The sequence below is a fragment of the Paraburkholderia sp. BR13439 genome (assembly GCF_040948805.1).
Lineage (GTDB): Bacteria > Pseudomonadota > Gammaproteobacteria > Burkholderiales > Burkholderiaceae > Paraburkholderia > Paraburkholderia youngii.
Genome location: NZ_JBFPKN010000032.1, coordinates 1 through 23,275, shown reverse-complemented (window position 1 = coordinate 23,275; position 23,275 = coordinate 1). Strand labels below are relative to the sequence as shown.

Below are 23,275 nucleotides of genomic sequence, written 5' to 3'. Positions count from 1 at the left end.
GATTAGACCGTGGCCAGAGTTAGACGTGACGGTGTTGTTCCGATTTGCAGTCCGTCTGAGCGGTTCGCAAAGTACCTTTGGTTCAACTGGTCTATAGTCCAAGTGTGGGAACTGCTGAAGCCCAGTGTAACCAGCATTTGAGCCAACTCAGCCGGATCGAACGCGCTTTTCCACGGCTCGCCGCCCTCGGCGAATTGCGCCATCAACTGTTCGACGAAGACACGCATCATCGGCGGCAAGCTGGACACTGGCAATGCGTATTCCAGCAGCACGGCGCTGCCTCTGGCGCAGCGCGCGATGAACCGCAAAGTATCAACGACCGCAGCCTCGTCGAGGTACATGGTTACTCCGAGCCAGCTGAAGAAGGCCGGTGCGAGTGGATCGAATCCGGCACGCGTCAAGCCCTCGGCAAGGCTGATGCGCTCGAAGTCGACCGGTACGAACCGCAACGATTGCGGCAAGCGGATGCCCGCCTCATTCAGGTGCGCTCGTTTCCATTCCTGCGTGGCCGGCAAGTCAACCTCGAAGATGCTCCCGGGCGTGTCGTGCTGCCGGTAGGCGGTGGTGTCGAGTCCTGCCCCAAGCACGACGTATTGTCGCACCCCCCGCTCGGCGGCCTCGGTCCAAATGTCGTCAGCTAGCCTACTGCGTACGACCAGCGCGCTGCGCCTACACATCGACATCGGGTGGCGGAACCGATCGAGGCCATTGCGTAGGTCCTGTGCCTCGGCTTTGCCTAGCACGGCCAATGCGAGCGGATCATCAAGCGCCAGCGGGCGATCCAGTAGTTGGTGCGCCGCCCGTTGTCTAGCCACGATCAAGGCGCTAGGCTTGGGCCCGGCGTCGGTTGGCGTCACATCGTGCCCAACGATGTGTGCCTTATGCAGATAGGCCAACAATGCCTCGTCGAGCCCCACCCCAAGTTGCAGGTCCGGCTCTTGGTTCAAGGCGTCTCGAACATGCACTTCCAAGACCACGTCATCGCCACAGAAGCTTTCACGGAAAAGCTGTTGCCAGCGCTCGACGAGAGCCTGTACCGGCGCAGCGTCGGCCGCGACGCCGGCCTGCATGTGTGCCCGCAACTCAAGCGCCAACGTTGGCCATTCGCGCCTGTTCTTTTCGTTAAGCTGGCGGCGTCGAACTTCGTCCATTTGCGCCGGGTTCAAGTGTTTGGCGAGAAGTGTGCAGCGCGCGTGCGCAAACGATTCGTCTATCCAAACCAGCATCTCCGCCGTAATGCCGACAATCTGCTGTGCGCGTGGCTCCGCGGTTTGAATCTTCATCAACTTGTAAGCGAGCGCCGGGTCGTTGTTCGTCATGCGGGTCATGAGCCGAACCCAGCGCCAAGCCAACTCTTGGGCAACACTGCTTTCACTAGACAGCCCTTCCCGCATGGCGCTATGAACCTCAACGATGAGCTCGTCCCATATTGGATCCATCGGCGCAATCGCGTCCGGGCCCGTTGCAAACAGCGTGTCGAGTTCGTCTTCGTTCAAGTGCTTTTGATACATACTCATCAACTCCAAGGTGTTAAGCCAATCAATCGCGAGCGTTTCGCTGCCGGCGGCCAGCATCTTGGCGAGGCGTCGCAGGTGGCGACTGAGCCGCTGCGCCCGCGAAGCCCGCGCGTCCAGTTCGGCGATCTGGCGATGAAGAATATTTATCGGGGCACTGGCCGGTTGGTCGTCAAGGCTGACTTTGATATCGGGAAGCGAATAACCGAACCGTTTCAGTGCCTCGATACGATGCAGCCGGATCAGGTCGCCACGCCCGTACAGGCGTGCTCCCCCCTCAGTGCGTTGCGACGGAGACAGCAAGCCGATCGCGTCGTAGTGATGTAAAGCACGAACGCTCAGCCCCGCTCTTTTTGCCAGTTCACCGATCTTTAACTGCATTGCGTCTCCGGTGCGTACATCAACGCTAAAGCCTGACGTAGCGTTAGGTGCAAGGTGAATTGATGTGCCGGTGCTGCGCCGCATTTTCAAGCTAGATGAATATCAGGTGTCGCGCTGATCGGCATCTGGCCTGATCTTGAACGCATTGTCAATAGCTTGCCTGTGCTACCAAGGAAACGCCAAGCGCTGCGATGTTGTGATGTCTGGAAGGACGATACAACGCAGCCCCGATTGAATTCTGAATCACTTTGGATGCGATAGAACTCTTTGTCTGGTTTGCGCGCCGCGCAAATCAAACAGTCAAGTGGTGGTCCGCGCGGTCGCCAAAAATGTAGCTCCTGCCACTTGTTGATAGTCGCTGCTCCGATTCTTTGCGCAGCTGCAACCCGGCCTCGCCGTCATAGATTAGATCTGATCCCGGCTATTCCACCTGGGCGGCTTTGCTGCACTCCAGGCCTCCATGGCTCGTCAGTGGTACGCTCACGGCGCACAAGCGTCTCATCCGTCTCGCAATGTCATCGAGCATGCGCGGTTGGACGATTGTCAGCCGTTGTCCCAACGAATCGCCGCAGGAATGTGGTGCTCTGGCATGTGGTGCTCTGGCATGTGGTGCTCTGGCACGGTTTGCGTGGCCCCATCTGTGTCGGATTCCGATATCGGCTCGCACGCGAAGGATATGCCTCGTTGAAAGCGGTCGATAAAAATTTGCGGCTAGTAGCATAAGAAATGTTGAATGCCAATTTGTTCTATAGTCTGCTAGCCTTCGCTACTCTAGCTAAAACGTGGCAGAGTTCGAGCGCGTTCAGCGTTGAGGTGGGCGGCGGGCACCCATGACGTTAGTTTCGTTATCGTGGCAGAAGTGCTATGAACCGCGGGTTCGATGGCCATCTGCTATTCTGATAAGGAGTTTCCATGCCTAAAATCAAGAGGGTCATGTTTGGATGGGGCTGGCCGCAGTACTAGCCGGAATAGCGCCGCTGGTCGCCTGCTGAGTACGCGGCGGCCTGTCAGTCTCGCAAAATCCTTCCTGGACTTACCGCTGCGCAACGTTTGACGGAGGGTCAGTGGGCGTTGCTTTTAACCGGTGACGAGCATGATTGTTGCTATACTGATCAACGGCACAGGTACGAAACGGACAAAGCAGCAAAACTCGTTGATATGAGGCACATGCTCGTCCAGGTGACTTCGCGTTTGACAACCTTTCGGAGAATGGCCGTCGGTCGGGCGCGGGCTATATGTATCGTCGGCCTAACTTCTAAAGATTGCGGTGTGGCGAACTCGTTTATGGGGTGCCGTCGCCCGTCGTCCTCCGCCTCAAGCGTCCCGCTGGCACTCATGAAGCACTAGAATTCGGTTGCTCTTTTGACGACTGGAAAGCGTTAAGTCGCGCAGAGCAAGCTTTTTGAACTGGCCTCTTACTTTCGCGGCTCTTGTGTAGTCGCTGTGCGCGGCATGGCGGGGCAGTGACATCTCACTTTAGCCGTCATTGTTGGTTGATCATCAAATGGGCCCTTTCGAAACCTTGGAGAACATCGTGGCAACACTTGTAAACATTACCAGCGGTACTCCCGACGCCGTGCAAATTTGGGGATTCCATGATCTGTGTTGCGTGGACGACGTCGCGGCCGCTCTCAAGACGATCGCAGCGGGGCTGAGCGGTGATGGTAATACGATTCATGTGATGTCAGGTACTCACGGATACTGCAGCGGACGGGTTGGTGCAGTAGCGACGCGGGAACAGAGGTTCGCGGAAGAAGATCGAGTTCTCGCTCACCCAATGACGAAGGACAACAACGCCGTTGCCGTGGTTGTCCACGACTTCAATACCGACAAGCTGCCGGCCCCCGACTACGTGTCTGCGGCGATGGCGAAGCTCAACGCGGATATCCGCTCAATCGTCAGGACCGACACCGGAAACCATGTATTCCTCCTCGCCTACTGCTGTAGTGCCGGTACGGAGTAGATTCGCAAACCGGGACAAGAGAACAGGTGGACTTGACCCCCGAGCATGTGCTTATGGCGCAGCGCGAGCCGGGTAGACACGCTTGTCCGTTCTGCAACCTTTGCAAGGTCCCGCATGCGCCAATCGGGCTTGGCGCTGAACCGCGAGGCCACGCTGCTGCGTCGCTTCGGCGGTGAACTGCGTTGCAAGCCATACAGAAATTGCTCATATACGTACCGAAGAAACGGGGCGCTCAAACTACGAGCGAAGTGGCTGGTGGCAATGCTCGCACGTATTAGAACGCAGAAATGCAGCCATTTAATCAGTGTGCGCCTTTATTTTTAGTTGATATGCTGTTCACGATGCATAAAAGCCAGATTCATAAACTTCTCGACCTTGCTCACGAAGAAGCCTACGCTTTCGTTGAGGAGAATCCAGCAAGAGCTTTCAAAGAATCGGAAGAGCTCTTTGATGAAATGTTCTTTCATTCGCTTTCGCGTCACATTGGTGAAATGACAATCGCAGAAGTATCCACGCGTATTCGCGAAGGAGAATGAGAATGGAACCTAATCTATCAGTTGGGCTATGAGCAGTCAGAGAGTCACTGTGACATTGCTGAATTGACCGAGTACGATCGCGTGCTTAGGATGCGAGATCGCCGTGACCCACAGTCATCGCTTCCCAGCGGCGGTCATCAGTTGCGCGATGTCCTATGCTTCAGGTTTCGGTTCAGTCTGTGTGATATCAAAGCGCTGCTGTTCAAGTAAGAGTATCGTTAGTTGCGAACCGGTGCGACTTACGGACCTGATGGCTGGAAATGACAAAGGACAAACACCATGACGAAAAACTCCGATGCCGCAACGAGGGGAAGCCGTCCGTAGTGGTGTGGAAGCCCTTGCGATGAGGCTGACGTGAACGGGGCGTTATCCCGTTGACGATGGTCGTCAACCTGCCAGCTAGGGATGAGTGACATGACCTTAACAAAAACCGCATTGCGAAGAGCACGGTGTGAAGCGTATCAGCTTGTACCGATTGCCCGGCAGGTTCTGTCCGAATGTGGCGATGCAACCAGTCCGACTGGTTGGCTCGATTGAATCGAGCGTGGACGATCGTGTAGCCCGTTCGAATGTTTCCGCCTCGCCGACAAATGTCGTGCGTGGGTTGGGGTGGTCGGATCTGCGTAATAAACCGACGCCCGCACGACGGTTGGCGTCTTGACGCCCTCCGCCACTTCGGCAGGTTGCACGACGCGCAGGCATCCAGTCGGGCTTGCCGTCCTGACGGTGTCCACGCGTCTGCATCACGCTTTGCCTCAATGGCGCGCGCATCGCTTTATCCCGGGCATGACGGCCCGAGCGTCAACGACGACATAATCTGTAGCTGTCGGGTCGACCGGTTTGCACTACCCACGCGTGGCCACCCGAGCGCGTCTACTTTGCGCCCACTTCGGTCGTCGACGTCGGGGGTGGCCGCGATGGTGCGGTCGATGGAGTAACGGTACCGGGCGGTGTAGACTGGCCGAATGCGAATGGTTGACTTGCCTCCTTGTCAGTAAGCGGCGGTGCCACATCGTCTCCATTGCATCCGGCCAACTGGAATGCTACTGATACGAGCAGAACAGCCGCCCCCAACATCGCACGAAAGGATGCTCAACTCCGCTGGCGGCCCGTTGTACTCATGCTTTTCGAACTAGAATTGCATTAGCTGTTCGGGGATTGCGACGCCGTCAGCGGCGAGGTCCGGAACTCGCTCGCAACCTTCGGCACGGATTGATGTGCACCCCTGCATGAAGGTAGACGCGACATTGACGATACCGGGATTGCCTTCCGCACCGAACGCACGAAGTCATGGTCTGCATGTTGTTGAGAAGGTGCTATGCACCGTGCCGGAAGGATTGAGCATCACAAAGCTGACCGCGCATTTCGATTGGGCAGCGGAAAAGCTCCAATGAATCGTGGGAGTTCCCCTTCTAGTGACGAATTGCTGTCTGTCAATTCGTCAGTTTGCGATTGCCGTGTTCTGACTGCGCGAGTAAGGCTTCGACGACCTCGAAACCGATGCAATCAATCGGGTCCAGCCAGCGTAGTTTGGCAATCAGCTTCAGTGCAAGGGCCCGTTCGCCACGCCGTACGCTGATGAACGCAAGCGCCTTCAGCGTAAAGAGCCAAAAGCGCGGCGGCCCGGGAATGGAGAAGTCCGCGTCGCCCGGCTGCACCGCGCACCAATCACTGCTGATCGACGCTTCCCAGGCAGCGACCGCCAAAGCCCTCGTTGCAACTCTATGCGCCTCGCCAAGTTCTCCCCGGTTTGCATGGAACTTATATAGCAGATAGTAGGGTGGCAGGCAGCGCGGATAGGACAGGATGGCGGTCCACAACGCGGCGACCACATCGTCATCGCTGCCGCGGCGGGTTCTCTCGATCAGCTGTAGTACGCCGGCCGGGACTTCACCGCCGAACAGATCCGTCGACTCGATACCAGTAATGAGATTCATCAAAGTTTCTCCGGATGTGATAAGGCGCTCAGCCGCGGAGCGATACTGAGCTTGTTCGTTTAGCCGAATTTGAACTGTATGCCATATCCCCCGCGCGGATAGGCCCATTCAACATTATGGTGTTCGGTGCACAAAATGCGGCAACTACCGCATTCGAGGCAGCCGTCGGTGACCAACGTGACTGAGCCGTCGTTCTCGTTCCGATAGCAGGAGGCGGGACACACGAATGTACAGCTCTTTTCTGTGCAATCGTTTGTGCAAATGTCCACGTCTTTTATGCGGACGTGCGGCCGCCCGACGTCCACTCGGTAGCGATTTTGAAACAGCTTTTCGTCGATGTTGGCAGTGGTCGTATTATTCATCGGAAAGCCCTCCAGAATTTGTATGCGTCGCCGATCAGCCCTGTCACCGAGCGACTTTTACGGAAGCTGGTTATGACCTCGCGCTTCTTGGTCTTCTTGTCGATGCCATCGACCGTCATCATAGTGCGGGCCGCTTTCGCGACGAGATCAGGGTATGTGGTAAAGAACTGGGGATTATGGTGTAAGACCTTCGGCATATCGCGGTACTTGTGCAAGTCCTTCATCACGAAACTCTTGTCTAGCGCGGCCTTATACGCTGACAGCGTGCTGGCACGGTAGCCGTGGCGGCCGGCCGCTTTGGCGGCTATTGCTGTCTCGGCAGCGAGGCGCCCCGTCGTCATTGCGAGATTCGAGCCTTCTCGGTGCGCGGCGTTGACGAAGCCGCCCGAGTCACCGACGATCATCCAGCCGTTACCGTATACTTGCGGGATCGCATTAAACCCTCCTTCGGGAATGAGATGCGCGCAGTACTCCTTCATCTCGCCACCCGCGATAAGGGGAGCGATGGACGGGTGACGCTTCATTTTCTCGAGAAGCAGATACGGGGTTGTGCGATTAGAGTTTTTCTTGAAGTCGCTCAGCATACAGCCGACGCCGATCGTCAGCGACTCCTTGTTCGTGTAAAGAAACCCAGTTCCTGCCATGCCATCTGTGATTCGTCCAACCATCTCTATTACAACGCCTTCTTGATCGGCAACGTTAAACCTCTCGCGAATTGTCTCCTCGGGCATGAAGAGGATCTCTTTCACAGCTAGTGCGACGTTGCGCGCTTCGATCTCACCATGAAAGCCCGCTTTGCGGGCCAAAGTTGAGTTGACGCCGTCCGCGAGAATCACGACATCCGCATAAACTTCGCCGTGTTCGCGGTCGCACTGGACGCCGACAACTTGGTCTCCGTCCAGAATCAGGTCATTCACCGTGGTCTCGCAGATCAGTAAGGCACCGGCCTCACGGACCTTCGACGAAAACCACTTGTCGAATTGCGCCCGTATGATCGTGTAGCGGTTATACGGGGGCTTGTTATAGTCGTCGCTACGCGCGTGTGTGCCTACAAACGAAGTATCGTCGAGCATCCACATGCGCTGTTCAATGATGTGGCGCTCAAGTGGCGCGTCGTCACGGAAGTCTGGGATGATTTCTTGAAGTGCACTGGCGTAAAGAATCGCGCCTTGAACGTTCTTGCTACCGGGATATTCGCCGCGCTCGATTTGAAGTACTTTCAGTCCACCCTTAGCCATAACATAGGCCGCAGCGTTGCCCGACGGTCCGGCACCCACGACGATCGCGTCGAATTGCGACGATTCTCTCATCTAACTCTCCTGGTGTCTCGCATTTGCCGAAGTGCCAAGTGTTCCTTGCAGGCGTGCGTTAGCGCGGGCAGCAACTGCAGTGCGTCCCCGACGATGCCGTAATGCGCGTATTCGAAAATAGGTGCGTTCGGATCGGTGTTGATTGCGACAATCACGTCCGAGCTTTCCATGCCGACGCGATGCTGGATTGCCCCCGAGATGCCGGCTGCGATATAAAGTTTCGGCCGCACGGTTTTGCCAGTTTGCCCGACCTGTCGATCCGCCGCGACCCAACCTGCCTGCACGCACGGGCGCGTAGCGCCGACTTCGCCACGGAGTACGCGCGCCAGATCAAACGCGAGTTGAAAATTCTCCGGAGTTTTGAGACCCTTGCCGCCGCTGACGATCACATCCGCATACGGAAGGTTGATCTGAGAGCTCGTCGCATCAGCGACAAAGTCGAGCAATTTGGTGACAATGTCGGCTTCGACGAGCCCCAGTGTTTCCTGCACGATCTCGCCGACGCGGCCTTCTTGCGCTGAGGGCATCGCCATGACCCGTGGGCGTACCGTCGCCATCTGCGGTCGATATGCAAGCGTCATGATCGTGCAGAGCAGCGAGCCGCCAAACGTCGGACGAGTGGCCGCCAGTGCCCGGGAGGTCGGATCGATGTTCAGTTCGGTGCAGTCGGCGGTGAGCCCGGTGAGCAGGGTTGTCGCAACGGAGCCGGCGAGATCCCGGCCCATCGAGGTCGCGCCGAGCAGTAAAATTTCAGGGCGGTACTTGTTGACCAGATCGGTCAGCCCCTTCGTGAATGGCTCATTGCGATAGCCACGCAACACTGGGTCGTGAATGACATAGGCTTTGTCTGCTCCAAGGCTGAACGCCTCAGTTGAAAACTTTTCGAGGGGCTCATCCGTGCCGCCGAGCACCGCCACGCAGACGTTGCTGCCAAGTTTGTCTGCAAGCTTGCGGGCCTCGCCGAGCAGCTCCCACGACACGTTATGCACGTGGCCGCGGTCGTGCTCAAGGAAGACCCAGACACCGGTGTAGTTTTTTAGATGTTCGGGTAGCTCCAGGTTGCGGCCTCTGGCATTCAAGGCCGGCTGCTTTTTCGCGGCAACCGTCGAGTTCATAAGGTCCTCTTCATTAGCACATCTGCCTCCAAAGTCGGATGGCGAGCGAACATCCTATGCACCAGATCCAACGAGACGCCGCGCAGGCTCGCCATATCCAGTGTGAGCATCTCGGCTTTTTGCTCGCGCGGTGTTGGGCCGAACACTTTGCTCACTACGGTATGTGAGCCTTTCAGCCCAATTTTGCTAACGTCCTCGATGCCGGCCTGCTCGCGATTCCATTTCCGTACCGGAAAAGCTGCCGCGTGGATCATTCTGGGCAGCGTCGCGAAGCGAAGTTCGTTGGTGTTCTCAAGCATCGTCACCAAGCATGGCAATCGAGTTTTGAGTACGTGTACGCCGCCTTCTGCGCGACGCTCGACGACGATCGAGCGTGCGGCGAGGTCGATTTCCACGATCCTGGACACGTAAGTGAGCAACTGGAAGCCCATGCGTGTAGCGATGCCGGGGCCGACCTGGGCAGTGTCGCCGTCGATAGTCTGCTTGCCAGTAAAGATCATATCGACCGGCTGTTCCTTGGCGATTTGTCGGATCGCGGCAGCCAGCGCATATGACGTTGCCAGCGTGTCGGCGCCAGCGAAAGCGCGATCGGTGACGAGTACAGCCTCGTCGGCCCCATAGCTGACGCATTTGCGAAGTGCGTCTTCAGCCTGCGGCGGCCCCATGCAGAGTGTGGTTACAGTACCGCCAAAGCGGTCCTTTAGCCTCAGCGCTTCCTCCAGCGAGAACAGATCGTACGGGTTGACGATGGCTGGGACGCCTTGACGCATGATGGTGTTGGTGACAGGGTGAACGCGGATCTGTGCCGAGTCCGGTACCTGCTTGATGCAAACGACAATATGCATTGGGTACTCCGGGTCAGGCGTCGCCGCGTGCTGGCAGCGACGCGCGCAGCTGGTCAATTGAGACGACCCGCCGTCCATCCGCTTCCTGAAAGACTCTGAAAACCTTTTGCTCTGCGGGCGTGGACACGACGAAGTCGTTGTAGGCCTTATTCAGTAAACATCGATAGATAGAGAACACAGCCGCCGCGTTGTTACGCGGTAGCCCCTTCTGTTGCTCGATGTACTGAAAAAAACGCTTGAGAATGTGCAGGCGGCTGACGTTCACTACCTTCTCGTCGAATGAAATGTCAAAGAATCGCAGGAAGTCTTCCGTGGACGACAGGCGATGCAGTTGTTCGATAACCTCTTGCACGTCGTTTCTCCTATTGGACCAATGCGCACCCGATGACGGCCTCAAGACACCTTAACTCGGGTGCCACGTGCTTGCGTCAGGAAGCGATGCAGATCGGCTGTCCCCGGCGCCTGTTTGTACTGTGTGGCAAATGACCGGATACGTGCAAGCAACTGAGGCACAAGCCGCTCGGACACTGTGACGCCAAGAGCGTCGTAGACGTCACGTACACTTTGAGCATCCAGAATGCTTGCCGAGTATCGTCGACCGTTGCTGGCCTAGTTCTGTGGGATCGAATCCCTCGTGGGTCGTGGGGAGCTTCGAAAGGCCGTCGGTAGGAATGCCTGACTCGTACATAAAGACGTCCTTACCAACAATGCTCTTGTTGGAGGAAATAGCGCGGCCAGACGCCCGTTCGACCAGCGATGAGATGTCGCGTAACGCAGTTGCGTCAATGCCTGTGTCTCGTCGGAGCAGATGTCGCGTGCCCATGACGACCTCCTCAAGCGCTGCATTGCCGGCCCCCTCGCCCAGGCCGTTGACGGTAGTGCTGGCGTGGGTCGCCCCTGCTGAGAGGGCCGCCAGCGTGTTGGCGGTGGCGAGTCCGAGGTCGTCGTGCGAATGGATTTCGATCTCCAGGTCCACGGCGACGCGGATTGCTGCGATAGCGTGGAATGTCTTGAATGGGTCCAATATGCCCACGGTGTCCGCAAATCGTACGCGCTGAGCCCCATGCTGCTCTGCGCATCGCACAACTTCTAAGATGAACGAGGGGTCCGCCCGCGAGGCGTCTTCCATACCGAGGGAGATCTTGGGGTGGCTTTTCGCAGCCTTTCCAATGACGCGTGCGATCCGCGCTAACACCCAACTACGCGACTGCCGTAGCTTGTGTTGCAAGTGAATATCCGATACCGGGACCGAAAGATGAATCATGTCGGCATCGCAGCGTAATGCCGCGCTGAGGTCCTCGTCGGTGAGTCGCCCCCAAACGATCAGACGAGCGTCGAGGTTCATGTCGACAATCGCATCAATGCACGCCATTTCGTCTTCGCCCATGGCTGGAATGCCGATTTCGAGTACGGCGACGCCAGCCTGCGACAGTGCGGCGGCAATCGCGCACTTTTCCTCCGTGCGAAATGCGACGCCAGCGGTTTGCTCGCCGTCGCGGAGTGTCGTGTCATTGATGATTGGGTTGCTCATGTCGGATCCCTTCAGCTGTTGGCCATGTATCGCAAACGTTGTGCCAGGTGATGGTCTACAGGTCAAAGCAACGCTTCGCGGTACCCTGTCGGCGCCACACGAACGGCCGAAGCTTGCCCTTCAGGCGGAGAGGCATCGCGGATGCCCCACGCGCAATGCGGCAGTGCCGGGTGATAGAGAGCGGATAGTGGCCTACCAAAAGCAATTTGTGCTCACGACGAGTGCGTTATTTTTGTCGTGACAGCGACAGAATACGGCTTGGTTGTCGGCTTTTGGTCAAGACGCGTAGCAAGAAGATTGAGTTGGTTGGCCAACTCACGTACCGATACCAATGGAGTTCGAGTGAGTGGCATGGATTTCGCTGATAAAGCCGGCGAACCACTGGAGGCTTTGGAGAGAACATCCATGCAAGATTGCGCGAATGCCAGCACGCTGTCCTCGACTGCGCCTGTCGGTATCCAAAAGACACTAACCCTGAGGGTGACCGGACATGCGCTTGTTCAGATCGACGGCTGCGACACCCACGGCCGCGCAGACAAGTCGGGCTGCAGTTCGTCGGACGAGCCTGAGCGCGAGCCGGCAGAAGTATGGGAAAGGATAAACAAGCATCCTTGTTTTTCGGAAGAAGCGCATCGCCATTACGCGCGAATGCATGTGGCGGTGGCGCCCGCCTGCAACATCCAATGCAACTACTGCAATCGTAAATATGACTGTTCCAATGAGTCGCGACCCGGCGTCGTGTCGGAGAAGCTGACGCCGGAGCAGGCCGTGAATAAGGTTTTGGCCGTCGCGGCCAAGATTCCGCAGTTGACGGTGTTGGGCGTTGCGGGTCCCGGTGACTCGCTCGCCAATCCGAAGAGGACTTTTGACACTTTCCGTATGCTCCGCGAGCGCGCTCCGGACATCAAACTATGTCTGTCAACGAACGGACTAGCGTTGCCGGACTTTGTCGATGAGATTTGCAGCAACGCTGTTGAGCATGTGACGATCACCATCAATATGGTGGACCCCAACGTCGGTGAATTGATCTATCCGTGGATTTTTTGGGACCACCGGCGCGTCAGGGGCAAGGAGGCCTCGCAGATCCTTCATGAGCGGCAAATGCAAGGGCTCGAAATGCTCACGGCGCGCGGCGTGTTGACGAAGATCAACTCGGTGTTGATTCCGGGCATAAATGACGAACACCTGATCGAGGTGAACAGCGAAGTGAAGAAGCGCGGTGCTTTCCTGCACAATATCATGCCGCTCATCTCGGACGCTGAGCATGGCACGTATTTCGGACTGCACGGACAGCGTGGCCCTACTGCTAGCGAGTTAATGGTCGTGCAGGACCGTTGCAAGGGAGGCGCTACGTTAATGCGCCATTGCCGTCAGTGCCGTGCGGACGCAGTAGGTCTACTGAGTGAGGACCGCCGCGACGAGTTCAAGCTCGACGGGATCGACGACATGGAAACTAGGTCCGACGCTAATTACCGTCGGGAACTTCAGCGCCGAGTGGAAGTGCAACGCAATGCGCAGCGCGACGCGAAACAGACTGCAATGGCTTTGGTGAAGGCGAGCGAAGTGCCGGCCGACCTGAAGGTGCTGATCGCTGTCGCGACGAAGGGAGACGGCCGCGTGAACGCACATTTCGGGCATGTCTCCGAGTTCCAGATTTTCGAGGTCAGCGCTGGCGGAGCGATCTTTGTGGGACACCGCCGCGTGGAGTCGTATTGTCGGGGCGGCCATGATGATGAAGATCGCCTGCCACCGCTCATACACGCGATCAGCGATTGCCACGCTGTACTGGTTGCGAAGGTCGGTTTGTGTCCGCGCAAGGAGCTGTCGCAGGCGGGCATTGAGCCGGTGGACCAGTACGCGTACGAAACAATCGAAAAAGCCGCGCTGATATGGTTCATCGAATATTGCAGCCGCATCACGAAAGGCGTGACCGTGCACGTGGAGCGTGGCGCCCCCGGGATCCGGCAGAAGACGTCGATTACTGCGACGGCTGCTGCTGATTGAGCGGCACACGGACAAATGGATCGGCTGCCCGCGCGCTATACAAACCTTCTTACAAGGAGTGCCATTATGCCCCTGAAGATCATTGCCTCAACCTGTACCGGCTGCTCGGCCTGCGAGCCGCAGTGCCCGAATGTCGCCATAAGCGAGAAAGGTGGCGTATTCGCAATCGATCCGAAGAAATGTACCGTATGCGAAGGACAGTTTGATAGTCCGCAGTGCTTGGCGGTTTGTCCCGTGGACGGGTGCATTGTGGTGAGCTAGCATCGCTGGCCGCGGGCAGCACCTGGACGAATCGTCAAAGGATTACTAACTATTACCATGCCGACATCATGTTGACCAAATTTGCTGTTACCGCTGCCGCGGAAAAGTTTATGCGCCGTGTGGTGCGTTTTTCCGGCTTGCCATCAAGTGCTGGTTTTCGTCTTCTTGTCAGGACCGGCGGATGCTCTGGATATGACGCCGAATTCAGTGCCGAAGTAGAGGCTCGGACCGGCGACGAGACCATCGAGGTCCACGGACTGCGAATTTTCTTGCCGGCAGAAAGCCGCGTTTTGCTAGATGGTCTGAAGATCGACTTCATCGAAACGCCAGATCGGTCAGGTTTCGCATTTATTAAGGAAAACCAACGGTCGGTCGTCGCGGTCAGTGCCAATGTCGCTCGGATGGATGTTAGCGCGATCGGACGCGGGTGACCCCTTCCTCCACCGCAGTTGTCTTGAGCTAGCAGTTCGGTATGTCACGGAGGATAAGTATGACTGGAATTGACAGCGATGACCTCATTGAGCTCACATTTGCGCCTCGCTTCAGCATTGGTGAGTGCGTCGCTTCGCGCTTCTCCATCCGTAACGACGGCACCTACGCCGGTAAGGCTATGGGTGAATCGCTCGTCAGCAAAGGCGACGTGGGGTATGTGATCGGAATCGAAACCTTCCTGCAACGGTTCTACATCTATGCAGTTCACTTCGTCGAAATCGACCATCGCGTCGGCATGCGCGCCAAGGAGCTATGCACGCTTGACCACCTTCCCCATGACGTGCTCGCCCGTTTGGGCGAGCATGCGGCCGATCTAGGCTGGATAGGTCTTCGTAGCCCCGAGGGAACTGACCACAACGGACCCGTCGGACGCGGCTCGTGTAACGCGCATGGTGACGATGCACCGGACGGTTCGCAAGTCAACGGAGCCCGTCTAGTCGTCGGCAATCCGCGTCACGGGGTTGCGGGACCTTTGCAACGGTGACGTCTATTGAGGCCGGTGCGGAAGCGGCTTTCTGGTTAAGGCTTGGAGGCTTGCCGAAATGGCCATAAATACGTGGTGCCGGCGAGTCTTGCGATGCGCTCAATCAGTCAATTTTGACGGGCAGGCGGTCGCTGCACTGAGGGCGAGATCGCGCCCGACTGGACGGTCGTAAGGGAGGAAGGACGATATCGGCCTATCAGAGCTGGGAGGCACTCGTCGCAGTACAAGAGCCACCTACGACGAGCGCTGTGCTTCTCGGCCCGATCGTTAGATTTATTGGAATTACTTGTTGAAGTGCGAATCTTTTAACCGACCTTGGAACTCTCAACGTGAAACTAATGATCCGCATGGACAGGAAAGGCATACTCAGCGCCTACGTGCCAAAGAAGGATCTCGAGGAGCAGATCGTCTGCATCGATGGCAAGAAGATGTGGGGCGGGGTGATAACGCTTGCGAACGGCTGGCGATTCCAGCTGCCGGAGATGGTGGCCGATACAACGCTTCCTGTCACCGTAGAGGCGCGTCGCGTCGCGGGTGAGCGCGACTGACATGGCACTTACAGCAGATCAGATCAGTACTATCGCCGAATTAATTCTGAGCGAACCGACGCTGCCGCAGGCTGCCGCAACTTGGCGGAAGTCGTATCCCGATGTGCGAGTCATTCGGATTAGCGCGGTCGAGCTTGTCAATGAAAAACCCCTCCTCCAGTTTCGGGGCCGCCGCGTTTATCTCGCGACGTCAACAGGTGTCTGTGTCTCCGTGACAACAGACGCAAGTAAGGCCAATATGCTCATCCTTGCAGAAGACGGAGTCTACGATGGAAACTGAGAGAATTTCACTTACTGAGCCTGCGTGCGGGCCGCGGGAGATCGAGCTGGTTCACGCGGTCCTGCAATCGTCGTGCTGGAGCGACGGACCAATGCTTGATTCTTTTGAGACTGCATTCGCAGGCTGGAGCGGCCGTGTCCATGCGGTCGCAGTGGCGAGCGGGACGCTCGGCACTTGGATTGCGATGCGTGCGCTCGGCATCGGTCAAGGCCATGAAGTCATCTGCGCATCGCATACATGGCATCAGATCGCGCATGCGATCACCCTCGCCGGCGCGACACCGGTGTTTGCCGATATCGACTACTGGAGCGGTTGCCTCGACGCGATGAAGGCACAAGAGAAGATTGGAGATCGGACGCGTGCAATCCTTGCGGGAAATACGAACGGACATCCTGCCGCGTGGCAATCGTTGCGCGAGCTTGCCGATCTGAACGGTCTGAGCCTGATCGAGGATAGCACTGAGGCGCTCGGATCACGCTACCGTGGGCGCTGCGTGGGGTCGTTCGGTAAAGTGACGGTTTTTGACTTTTCGCCACCCTCCGCGTTGTGTGCGGGAGAGGGCGGAATGCTCGTCACGGACGACGACAGCTTGGCGCACGAACTGCGTTACTTAAGGCGACGTCTGAGCGCCGATCGAAAGTCGGTCTCCCTCGGTGCCCGGGTGCCGCTGCAGGCGGGTATGAGTGAAATCACCGCCGCGCTCGGCCTCGCACAACTGGCAGGGCTCGAGGAGCGGCTCGCCCAACGGAGGCGGGTCGAAGCCTGGTATCATGAAGCGATGGAGAGCTTCGAAGGCATCAAACCACCGTATCAGGCGGAGGACGTGGACGAAGTGAATTGGATGCTTTACGTCGTGCATCTGGGCAAGAGGTTTACTCAGAGCGCGCGTGCTCAAATGATCGACGACATGCTGGCTTGCGGGGTAGAAACGGCAGCCTACAGCCATCCGTTGCATGAGCAGTTTCATTACATGAAGGCCGCCGATGCTATTGGAGGTCGACGAGGCTGTCTGCCCGATACCGAGCGGATTGGCGATCGAGCACTCGCGTTGCCGCTGCACACTCAGCTTACTGTTCAGGATGTGAAGTACATCGTCAAAACTTTGAAGGACACGGCGACCAACGTCGGTGCGGGGGCCGCGATCTATCTCTAGGTAGAACGACGGAAAGAGAGAAGAAGGTAACATCGGCCATGTTGTCGCTGCGCCTTTATTAACCCTCACGCAACAGTTTGCTGCGGTCCGCCGTCGAGTAGTTGCTGAAATGTCCCTCGTGCGCCGCTTGACGGCGGGCCGCAGCGATGATTGCCCTGCTGCGCGCTGGGGCGGACGGCGCACTGACCTGCTTCTCCAGTTCGGTGCTCTGACAGCGGGGGCAGGCCACGGGCGAGTCCGTGCGCACGAGAGTTTCGAAGCGCAACCTGCAGTTGCGACATACATAGTCGTAGAGCGGCATGACGAGGGGCAGGTCAGCGGGAAACATTATCGGAGAAGACGCCGCGCGCGCTCCCCGGGCCATAATAAGGCGATTCGCCGGCTGAGACCAATTTGGGGCTCCTGCGTTCGTGTGCCGCGTGCAGTAACTGGAGTCCCAAATCGGCAGCCATGTCGAGGGCGTCACGGCCGTCTGGCGCAACGAGACTGTCATTCGCGCCGAGCGACAGCAACAGCCACATAACCTCAATTCGACCGGTGGCGGCCGCCTGCATCAGACACGTCATATCGTCCGCGTTTAGGTGATCAAGAGCGAGTCCTGCACCGACCAACCGAAGGATCGGTCCTGGTGCGCCGCCCAAACATGCATACCACAGCGCATGGTTTCCTTCGTCGTCGAGGGCGCTGATGCGTGCGCCTGATTCGAGTAGCGCAGCGACAATGTAGTCTTCGCCGTGCAGCGCCGCCAGCATTAAGGGCGTACTGCCGTCAATGCTGCGCGATTGAGTGTCCGGGAAGTCGTGAGCATCGAGCCATTTCGCAACCGCCACGCACGGAGGTGCATGAAGATCTGCGTCGGCGTTCGCGATATCCGTGTGCGTGTGGCTCGGGTTTTCGAGTAGGGGAGTCTCGAGTGACGCGGTTTGACGTGATGCGGTCTTGGTGCGCAGTGACATGCTTTAACTCCGGTGGAGGTGATTGGAACCGCCGTCACATTCTGAAACGAGAGGCAGCGATTACATGCGGGCGACCTGCCGTGACGCTGTCGTCAGACGGGCCTGTTTTCATTTGGATCGCGAATCGGTCCCATCAGTTTGAGGCCTTCCGCGTAACTTATCGTGTCAAAGGAAAAGCTAAATTGCATCGCCGCATCGACGATAGCATCGAGCTTCCCGGCAGTGTCTTTCCTCTTGAGTTCGCCCTTCTCCAGGTAAAGGAGTTCGAGCATCTCGTTGTAGACTGTCGATTCGAGTATCGGCAGAACATAAAACGTCGCTTCTTTGTACGGCACCTGAAAGCGACTGGACAGATCGATGTTGTCACAGAACAGGAAGTACTTGCCGTGGTGCGACAGGGCCTCGCCGAGTACTTCTCCGACATTCGTCAAGTGTTCAAAACTCAGTAACCAACCTGCGAAGAATTGGACGTGTGGGTCGCCAGCATTCGCGACAGCCATCACCTGCTCGCAAGAGAGCTCGGGCGGACGGGCCTCGTCGGCGAGGTGAGGCCCAAATCGTAGCGCCAGCTCGCCGCGAAAGCCGATCCTGTCAGCCGCATTTGTGCAGCCCTTAAAGACGGGGTTGAGGAGGCGCCCCTCGCGATCGAGGCGGGCAAATGGTGTCCCACTGAGTGCAGAAGAGGTTAGCGTATCAGGCATTTTGTAATCCTAATTGGAGAAATAGCTTGGCATCGTTAATCTGGTGCTGGATCGTGCCTTTTCAGCGGGCAGCAGGAAACTCGCAACATCCGTACCAATGCTGCATGCTGGCCAATACTGCGGTAAGCCGGGTCAAGCGGGCACCAACTCTGCACGTGGATGTCCATTTGGGGCAAAGCGGCGTGCGGTTTGTCAGGAAGACGACGTCGAAATTGTCGGTGGCCGAAATTTGAGAGTTTGCGGATGGCCTCGCTGAGCAAGCATTTGGCCGATTCAGGGGCTTGTGGCATGGACGTTGCAGGGACGAAGGGCGCGGACACACTCCGGCCGATGCGTGACTCTAGAAGAAGACCATATAGACGCAGCAGGCTGAGGACTTGGTCGTGGCTTTTCAGTGCTGATTCGCACCTATAGTTTTATCTTCTAATCTCAATGGAGTACAACAATGTCTCAACTTCGACAAATTGCCTTCTACGGAAAGGGCGGCATCGGTAAGTCGACCACGTCGCAGAATACGCTTGCAGCGCTTAGCGAGCTTGGACAAAAGATCTTGATCGTGGGGTGCGATCCCAAGGCCGACTCGACACGTCTTATATTGCACGCGAAAGCTCAGGACACCATCCTCTCTCTCGCGGCGGAAGCCGGTTCGGTCGAAGACCTCGAACTCGATGACGTTATGAAGATAGGCTACAAGAATATCCGCTGTGTCGAGTCGGGCGGGCCTGAGCCAGGCGTCGGCTGTGCGGGTCGGGGTGTCATCACATCGATCAACTTCCTTGAGGAGAATGGCGCCTACGACGGAGTCGATTACGTGTCATACGATGTGCTCGGCGACGTCGTTTGCGGTGGTTTCGCAATGCCTATTCGCGAGAACAAGGCACAGGAAATTTACATCGTGATGTCGGGAGAAATGATGGCGATGTACGCCGCTAATAACATCTCGAAGGGAATCTTGAAATATGCGAACAGTGGGGGGGTGCGTTTGGGCGGACTCATTTGCAACGAGCGCAAAACCGACAAGGAACTTGAACTGGCCGAATCACTCGCAGCGATGCTAGGCACCAAATTGATTCACTTCGTCCCGCGCGACAACATTGTGCAGCATGCGGAACTTCGTCGGATGACCGTGATTGAGTACGCGCCGGACAGCGAGCAGGCTGGGCAATATCGCGCGCTTGCGGAGAAGGTTCACCATAACGGCGGCAATGGCGTGATCCCAACCCCGATCACGATGGATCAGCTCGAAGACTTATTGATGGAAAAAGGAATTATGGTGCAAGTCGATGAGTCCCAAGTCGGCAAGACCGCCGCCGAGCTCACCGCCTGACGAGTGCTGGACGACGGTTGCCGTGCGGCGCGCGGCTACCGTTTCCGCCAATGACAGTCTTCACTTATAGGATATTCAATGACCGCGACGGTTGAAGAACGCAAAGCTGCTAATAAGGCCTTGATTGACGAAGTGCTGCGAGCTTACCCTGAAAAAATGGCTAAACGGCGGGCCAAGCATTTGGGTTCCTTCGAACAGGGCAAGCCTGACTGTGGTGTGAAGTCAAACATCAAGTCTTTGCCGGGGGTGATGACGATTCGGGGCTGCGCTTACGCGGGCTCGAAGGGCGTCGTCTGGGGGCCGATCAAGGACATGATTCACATCAGTCACGGACCTGTCGGATGCGGGCAGTACTCGTGGGGATCGCGCCGCAACTACTACGTCGGGACGACAGGAATCGATGCGTTTGTCACGATGCAATTCACGTCCGACTTCCAAGAGAAGGACATTGTGTTCGGCGGTGACAAGAAACTCGATAAGATCGTCGACGAGATTCAGGAGCTGTTTCCGCTGAACAGGGGCATATCCGTCCAAACCGAATGCCCAATCGGCCTCATCGGTGACGATATTGAGGCAGTATCTAAAAGGAAGAGCGCGCAGTACGGCGGGCACACGATCGTACCGGTGCGCTGTGAGGGCTTTCGAGGCGTATCGCAGTCACTCGGTCATCACCTCGCAAACGATGCGATTCGCGACTGCGTATTCGACCGCACCGAGCCGAGACAGCGATCCGCGCTGGAGTCCACACCGTACGATGTCGCGATCATTGGCGACTACAACATTGGCGGTGATGCGTGGTCGAGCCGCATTCTCCTCGAGGAAATGGGCCTGCGGGTCATCGCGCAGTGGTCAGGCGATGGCACTCTCGCAGAACTTGAGAATACGCCGCGATCTAAGCTCAACCTGCTTCACTGCTACCGTTCGATGAACTACATCAGCCGGCACATGGAGGAGAAGTATGGCACTCCGTGGGTCGAATACAATTTTTTCGGCCCGACAATGATCGAAAAAAGCTTGCGCGAGATTGCAAGCCGATTCGACGACACCATTATGGAAAATGCCGAGAAGGTGATCGCAAAATATCGTCCGTTGATGGATGCCGTCATAGCCAAATATAAGCCGCGGCTTCAGAGGAAAAAAGTGATGCTGTTTGTAGGTGGCCTTCGCCCACGCCACGTAATAGGCGCGTACGAGGATCTTGGGATGGAAGTTGTCGGTACCGGCTACGAGTTTGCTCACAATGACGACTACCAGCGCACAAGGCATCACATAAAAGAAGGCACTCTGATTTACGACGACGTGACTGGCTACGAATTCGAGAAGTTTGTCGAACATACGCGACCAGACCTCGTCGGCTCCGGCATCAAGGAAAAATACGTCTTTCAGAAGATGGGCGTCCCATTCCGCCAGATGCACAGCTGGGATTATTCTGGCCCATATCATGGCTACGACGGCTTCGCTATCTTCGCGCGGGACATGGACATGGCGATCTCGAGTCCTGTCTGGAGTCTGTCGAAAGCACCTTGGAAGAAGGCGGCGTGAGCGCTGTTAGCGGCATGGCCGCGCCGATTGCCGGTTGCATAGAACATCAATACAGGAGCGAATCATGCCCCAATCAAGCGACAAAATTCTCGATCACGAACTGCTGTTTCGCGAGCCGGAGTATCAAGAGCTCCTTCGCAATAAGAAAGATAACTTCGAGTTCAACCATTCCGACGAGGCGATAAAGCGGGTTGCCGAATGGACGAAGACAGAAGATTATAAACTGAAGAACTTCGCCCGTGACTCCCTGACCATAAATCCAGCCAAGGCGTGTCAGCCTCTTGGTGCCGTATTCGTCGCGAACGGATTCCATAAGACACTGCCTTTCGTGCATGGCTCGCAGGGCTGCGTGGCCTATTACCGTTCGCATTTTTCGCGACATTTTAAAGAGCCGACGTCGTGCGTCAGTTCGTCCATGACAGAGGACGCGGCCGTGTTCGGTGGTCTGAACAACATGATCGACGGTCTCGCGAATGCGTACAATCTCTACAAGCCCGACATGATCGCCGTATCCACGACCTGCATGGCGGAGGTGATTGGCGACGACCTCGACGCGTTCATCAAGAATAGCAAGCAGAAGGGCAGCGTGCCACAAGATTACGACGTGCCGTTCGCGCATACGCCCGCGTTTGTCGGCAGCCACGTGACCGGCTACGACAATGCGCTCCTGGGCATCCTGAAGTACTTTTGGGACGGCAAGGCGGGCACTACTGCACCACTTTTGCGAGTTCCTGACGAGAGCGTGAACTTTATCGGAGGGTTCGACGGCTTCGTGGTCGGAAACATGAAGGAGATTCGGCGTATCTTCGATTTATTTGGCGTAAGCGTGAATATTATTTGCGATCCATCGGGAACATGGAACACGCCGACTGATGGCGAATTTCGGATGTACGAGGGCGGGACTACGAAAGAGGAGGTCGAACGTGCGCTGAACGCCAAGGCAACGTTCGTCTTTCAGGAGTATTGTTGTGAGAAGACCAGCAAGTTCCTCGCCGATCATGGCCACGAAGTCGTGTCACTGAATGCGCCTGTCGGCGTTTCAGGTACAGATCATTTCCTCATGGAGATTTCGCGCGTGACGGGAAGACCAATCCCGGCTGAACTTGAAAATGAGCGTGGGCAACTAGTTGATGCGATGGCAGACAGTCAGGCGAGTCTGCACGGCAAGCGGTATGCGCTCTATGGCGATCCAGATCAGATGCTCGGTTACACGAACTTCCTGCTCGAGTTGGGCGCGGAGCCGGTGCACGTTCTCTCGACGAACGGTAACGAGGGGTGGGCGGAAAAGGTTAGGGCATTGCTGGACGCGTCGCCATATGGTGAAGGATGCAAGGTCTATCCAAAGCGCGATCTATGGCACTTGCGCTCGCTGCTATTTACGGAACCAGTGGATTTCCTGATCGGCAATACACACGGAAAGTACTTGGAGCGCGACACTGGTACGCCGCTCGTCCGACTCGTGTTTCCGATTTTCGACCGCCACCATTACCACCGCTATCCGACGTGGGGGTATGCGGGGGCATTACGCGTTCTATTAGCGCTGCTGGATGAATTCTTCGAGACACTCGATGCAAGCACGATTGGCATCTCGAAGACCGATTACAGCTATGACATCATCCGGTGAGGGGTGGAGCCGTTCGGGGCTGGGCTCTGTGTTGAGTGCTAAAAGGGGGGCAGTTCAACCCTCCGGAAAGCATGCGTATTGGGTCTCCCTAATTGCTCGACATCGCTGGCTTCGTCTGCGTTGCTGTTCCAATAACATCCTCAAGACCGAAGCGCGAAGGCAAGAATCGACATTAGGAGCGGCGCGACGATTGCGCCGGACCTTTCGCGAAGCGTCGGCGGTTAGTCGACCAGAAGATGACGATCGACTCCTCCGCGCTGCATTTTGCCATTCATAGCGCTACTTAGAGCGTGTTAGGAACTTCGATTGAGACCTGGTATCCTGGCGGGATGAAAACAACGGACCGCAAAGGGTATCCGACTGATGTGTCGGATGAGGAATGGAGTTTCGCGGCGCCGTATCTGACGCT

The 23,275-nt window shown here is 56.9% G+C and carries 22 protein-coding genes and 2 pseudogenes; 13 read left to right on the top strand and 11 right to left on the bottom strand.

Features of this window, described 5'->3' with window-relative positions; all coding sequences use genetic code 11:
• Nucleotides 1-2: 2 nt before the first annotated feature.
• Nucleotides 3-1,895, bottom strand: coding sequence for an SAM-dependent methyltransferase (locus AB3X96_RS37510; protein WP_368593710.1), 1,893 nt, complete (start codon nt 1,893-1,895; stop codon nt 3-5).
• Between the two features lie 1,534 nt (nt 1,896-3,429).
• Here AB3X96_RS37510 and AB3X96_RS37505 point away from each other — a divergent pair.
• Together AB3X96_RS37505 and AB3X96_RS37500 are read left to right on the top strand one after the other, a co-directional pair.
• Complete coding sequence (locus AB3X96_RS37505) at nt 3,430-3,858, top strand: hypothetical protein (protein ID WP_312883734.1); 429 nt, start codon at nt 3,430-3,432, stop codon at nt 3,856-3,858.
• A 287-nt stretch (nt 3,859-4,145) separates the two neighbouring features.
• A complete protein-coding gene (locus AB3X96_RS37500) occupies nt 4,146-4,394 on the top strand; it encodes a hypothetical protein (protein WP_368593709.1) in 249 nt (82 codons plus the stop codon).
• Between the two features lie 1,433 nt (nt 4,395-5,827).
• On the opposite strand, the gene AB3X96_RS37495 is transcribed toward AB3X96_RS37500, so the two are convergent.
• The 7 genes and pseudogenes from AB3X96_RS37495 to nifV form a co-directional block, all read right to left on the bottom strand.
• On the bottom strand, nt 5,828-6,331 hold the full coding sequence (locus AB3X96_RS37495) for a hypothetical protein (RefSeq protein WP_368593708.1): 504 nt from the start codon (nt 6,329-6,331) through the stop codon (nt 5,828-5,830).
• A gap of 59 nt (nt 6,332-6,390) precedes the next feature.
• Nucleotides 6,391-6,693, bottom strand: coding sequence for a ferredoxin family protein (locus AB3X96_RS37490; protein ID WP_176112439.1), 303 nt, complete (start codon nt 6,691-6,693; stop codon nt 6,391-6,393).
• On the bottom strand, nt 6,690-8,003 hold the full coding sequence (locus AB3X96_RS37485) for an FAD-dependent monooxygenase (RefSeq protein ID WP_368593707.1): 1,314 nt from the start codon (nt 8,001-8,003) through the stop codon (nt 6,690-6,692). Before AB3X96_RS37485 ends, AB3X96_RS37490 begins: the two co-directional genes overlap by 4 nt.
• A complete protein-coding gene (locus AB3X96_RS37480; protein ID WP_368593706.1) occupies nt 8,000-9,118 on the bottom strand; it encodes an electron transfer flavoprotein subunit alpha/FixB family protein in 1,119 nt (372 codons plus the stop codon). Before AB3X96_RS37480 ends, AB3X96_RS37485 begins: the two co-directional genes overlap by 4 nt.
• Nucleotides 9,115-9,963 (bottom strand): electron transfer flavoprotein subunit beta/FixA family protein, encoded by an 849-nt coding sequence (locus AB3X96_RS37475; RefSeq protein WP_176112436.1) that lies wholly within the window; start codon nt 9,961-9,963, stop codon nt 9,115-9,117. Before AB3X96_RS37475 ends, AB3X96_RS37480 begins: the two co-directional genes overlap by 4 nt.
• Before the next feature lie 13 nt (nt 9,964-9,976).
• The gene (gene nifW / locus AB3X96_RS37470) at nt 9,977-10,315 is read right to left on the bottom strand and encodes a nitrogenase stabilizing/protective protein NifW (protein WP_368593705.1); all 339 of its coding nucleotides are present in this window, start codon (nt 10,313-10,315) and stop codon (nt 9,977-9,979) included.
• Nucleotides 10,316-10,356: 41 nt separating this feature from the next.
• Nucleotides 10,357-11,494, bottom strand: a pseudogene (gene nifV / locus AB3X96_RS37465) (homocitrate synthase).
• Nucleotides 11,495-11,899: 405 nt separating this feature from the next.
• Between nifV and nifB the strand changes: the two are divergent.
• From nifB to AB3X96_RS37430, 7 genes are all read left to right on the top strand, one after another.
• Nucleotides 11,900-13,498 carry a nitrogenase cofactor biosynthesis protein NifB gene (nifB, locus tag AB3X96_RS37460; protein WP_368593730.1) on the top strand — a complete coding sequence of 533 codons (1,599 nt, stop codon included), beginning with the start codon at nt 11,900-11,902 and terminating at the stop codon, nt 13,496-13,498.
• Between the two features lie 66 nt (nt 13,499-13,564).
• Nucleotides 13,565-13,759 (top strand): 4Fe-4S binding protein, encoded by a 195-nt coding sequence (locus tag AB3X96_RS37455; RefSeq protein ID WP_176125947.1) that lies wholly within the window; start codon nt 13,565-13,567, stop codon nt 13,757-13,759.
• Nucleotides 13,760-13,827: 68 nt separating this feature from the next.
• Nucleotides 13,828-14,190, top strand: coding sequence for a HesB/IscA family protein (locus AB3X96_RS37450; protein WP_368593704.1), 363 nt, complete (start codon nt 13,828-13,830; stop codon nt 14,188-14,190).
• A gap of 59 nt (nt 14,191-14,249) precedes the next feature.
• Nucleotides 14,250-14,735, top strand: a complete 486-nt coding sequence (locus AB3X96_RS37445; RefSeq protein WP_368593703.1) for a nitrogen fixation protein NifZ — start codon at nt 14,250-14,252, stop codon at nt 14,733-14,735.
• A gap of 329 nt (nt 14,736-15,064) precedes the next feature.
• Complete coding sequence (nifT, locus tag AB3X96_RS37440) at nt 15,065-15,283, top strand: putative nitrogen fixation protein NifT (RefSeq protein ID WP_368593702.1); 219 nt, start codon at nt 15,065-15,067, stop codon at nt 15,281-15,283.
• Nucleotide 15,284: 1 nt separating this feature from the next.
• Nucleotides 15,285-15,563 carry a hypothetical protein gene (locus tag AB3X96_RS37435; RefSeq protein ID WP_368593701.1) on the top strand — a complete coding sequence of 93 codons (279 nt, stop codon included), beginning with the start codon at nt 15,285-15,287 and terminating at the stop codon, nt 15,561-15,563.
• Entirely contained in the window at nt 15,553-16,716 is a 1,164-nt protein-coding gene (locus AB3X96_RS37430; protein ID WP_368593700.1) for a DegT/DnrJ/EryC1/StrS family aminotransferase, read from the top strand. Before AB3X96_RS37435 ends, AB3X96_RS37430 begins: the two co-directional genes overlap by 11 nt.
• A gap of 58 nt (nt 16,717-16,774) precedes the next feature.
• Here the strand turns inward: AB3X96_RS37430 and AB3X96_RS37425 are convergent, their stop codons facing one another.
• From AB3X96_RS37425 to AB3X96_RS37415, 3 genes are all read right to left on the bottom strand, one after another.
• Nucleotides 16,775-17,017, bottom strand: coding sequence for a zinc ribbon domain-containing protein (locus tag AB3X96_RS37425; RefSeq protein ID WP_176112427.1), 243 nt, complete (start codon nt 17,015-17,017; stop codon nt 16,775-16,777).
• A 13-nt stretch (nt 17,018-17,030) separates the two neighbouring features.
• Entirely contained in the window at nt 17,031-17,672 is a 642-nt protein-coding gene (locus tag AB3X96_RS37420) for an ankyrin repeat domain-containing protein (protein ID WP_368593699.1), read from the bottom strand.
• Nucleotides 17,673-17,764: 92 nt separating this feature from the next.
• Nucleotides 17,765-18,373: a hypothetical protein gene (locus AB3X96_RS37415; RefSeq protein ID WP_368593698.1), complete on the bottom strand. Its 609-nt coding sequence runs from the start codon at nt 18,371-18,373 to the stop codon at nt 17,765-17,767.
• Nucleotides 18,374-18,818: 445 nt separating this feature from the next.
• On the opposite strand from AB3X96_RS37415, the gene nifH reads away from it, so the two are divergent.
• The 4 genes and pseudogenes from nifH to AB3X96_RS37395 form a co-directional block, all read left to right on the top strand.
• Nucleotides 18,819-19,700: a nitrogenase iron protein gene (gene nifH, locus AB3X96_RS37410; RefSeq protein WP_176112424.1), complete on the top strand. Its 882-nt coding sequence runs from the start codon at nt 18,819-18,821 to the stop codon at nt 19,698-19,700.
• 78 nt (nt 19,701-19,778) lie between these two features.
• A complete protein-coding gene (gene nifD, locus AB3X96_RS37405; protein WP_368593697.1) occupies nt 19,779-21,242 on the top strand; it encodes a nitrogenase molybdenum-iron protein alpha chain in 1,464 nt (487 codons plus the stop codon).
• A 64-nt stretch (nt 21,243-21,306) separates the two neighbouring features.
• Entirely contained in the window at nt 21,307-22,866 is a 1,560-nt protein-coding gene (gene nifK, locus AB3X96_RS37400) for a nitrogenase molybdenum-iron protein subunit beta (protein WP_368593696.1), read from the top strand.
• 329 nt (nt 22,867-23,195) lie between these two features.
• Nucleotides 23,196-23,275, top strand: a pseudogene (locus AB3X96_RS37395) (IS5/IS1182 family transposase); the annotation flags it as partial.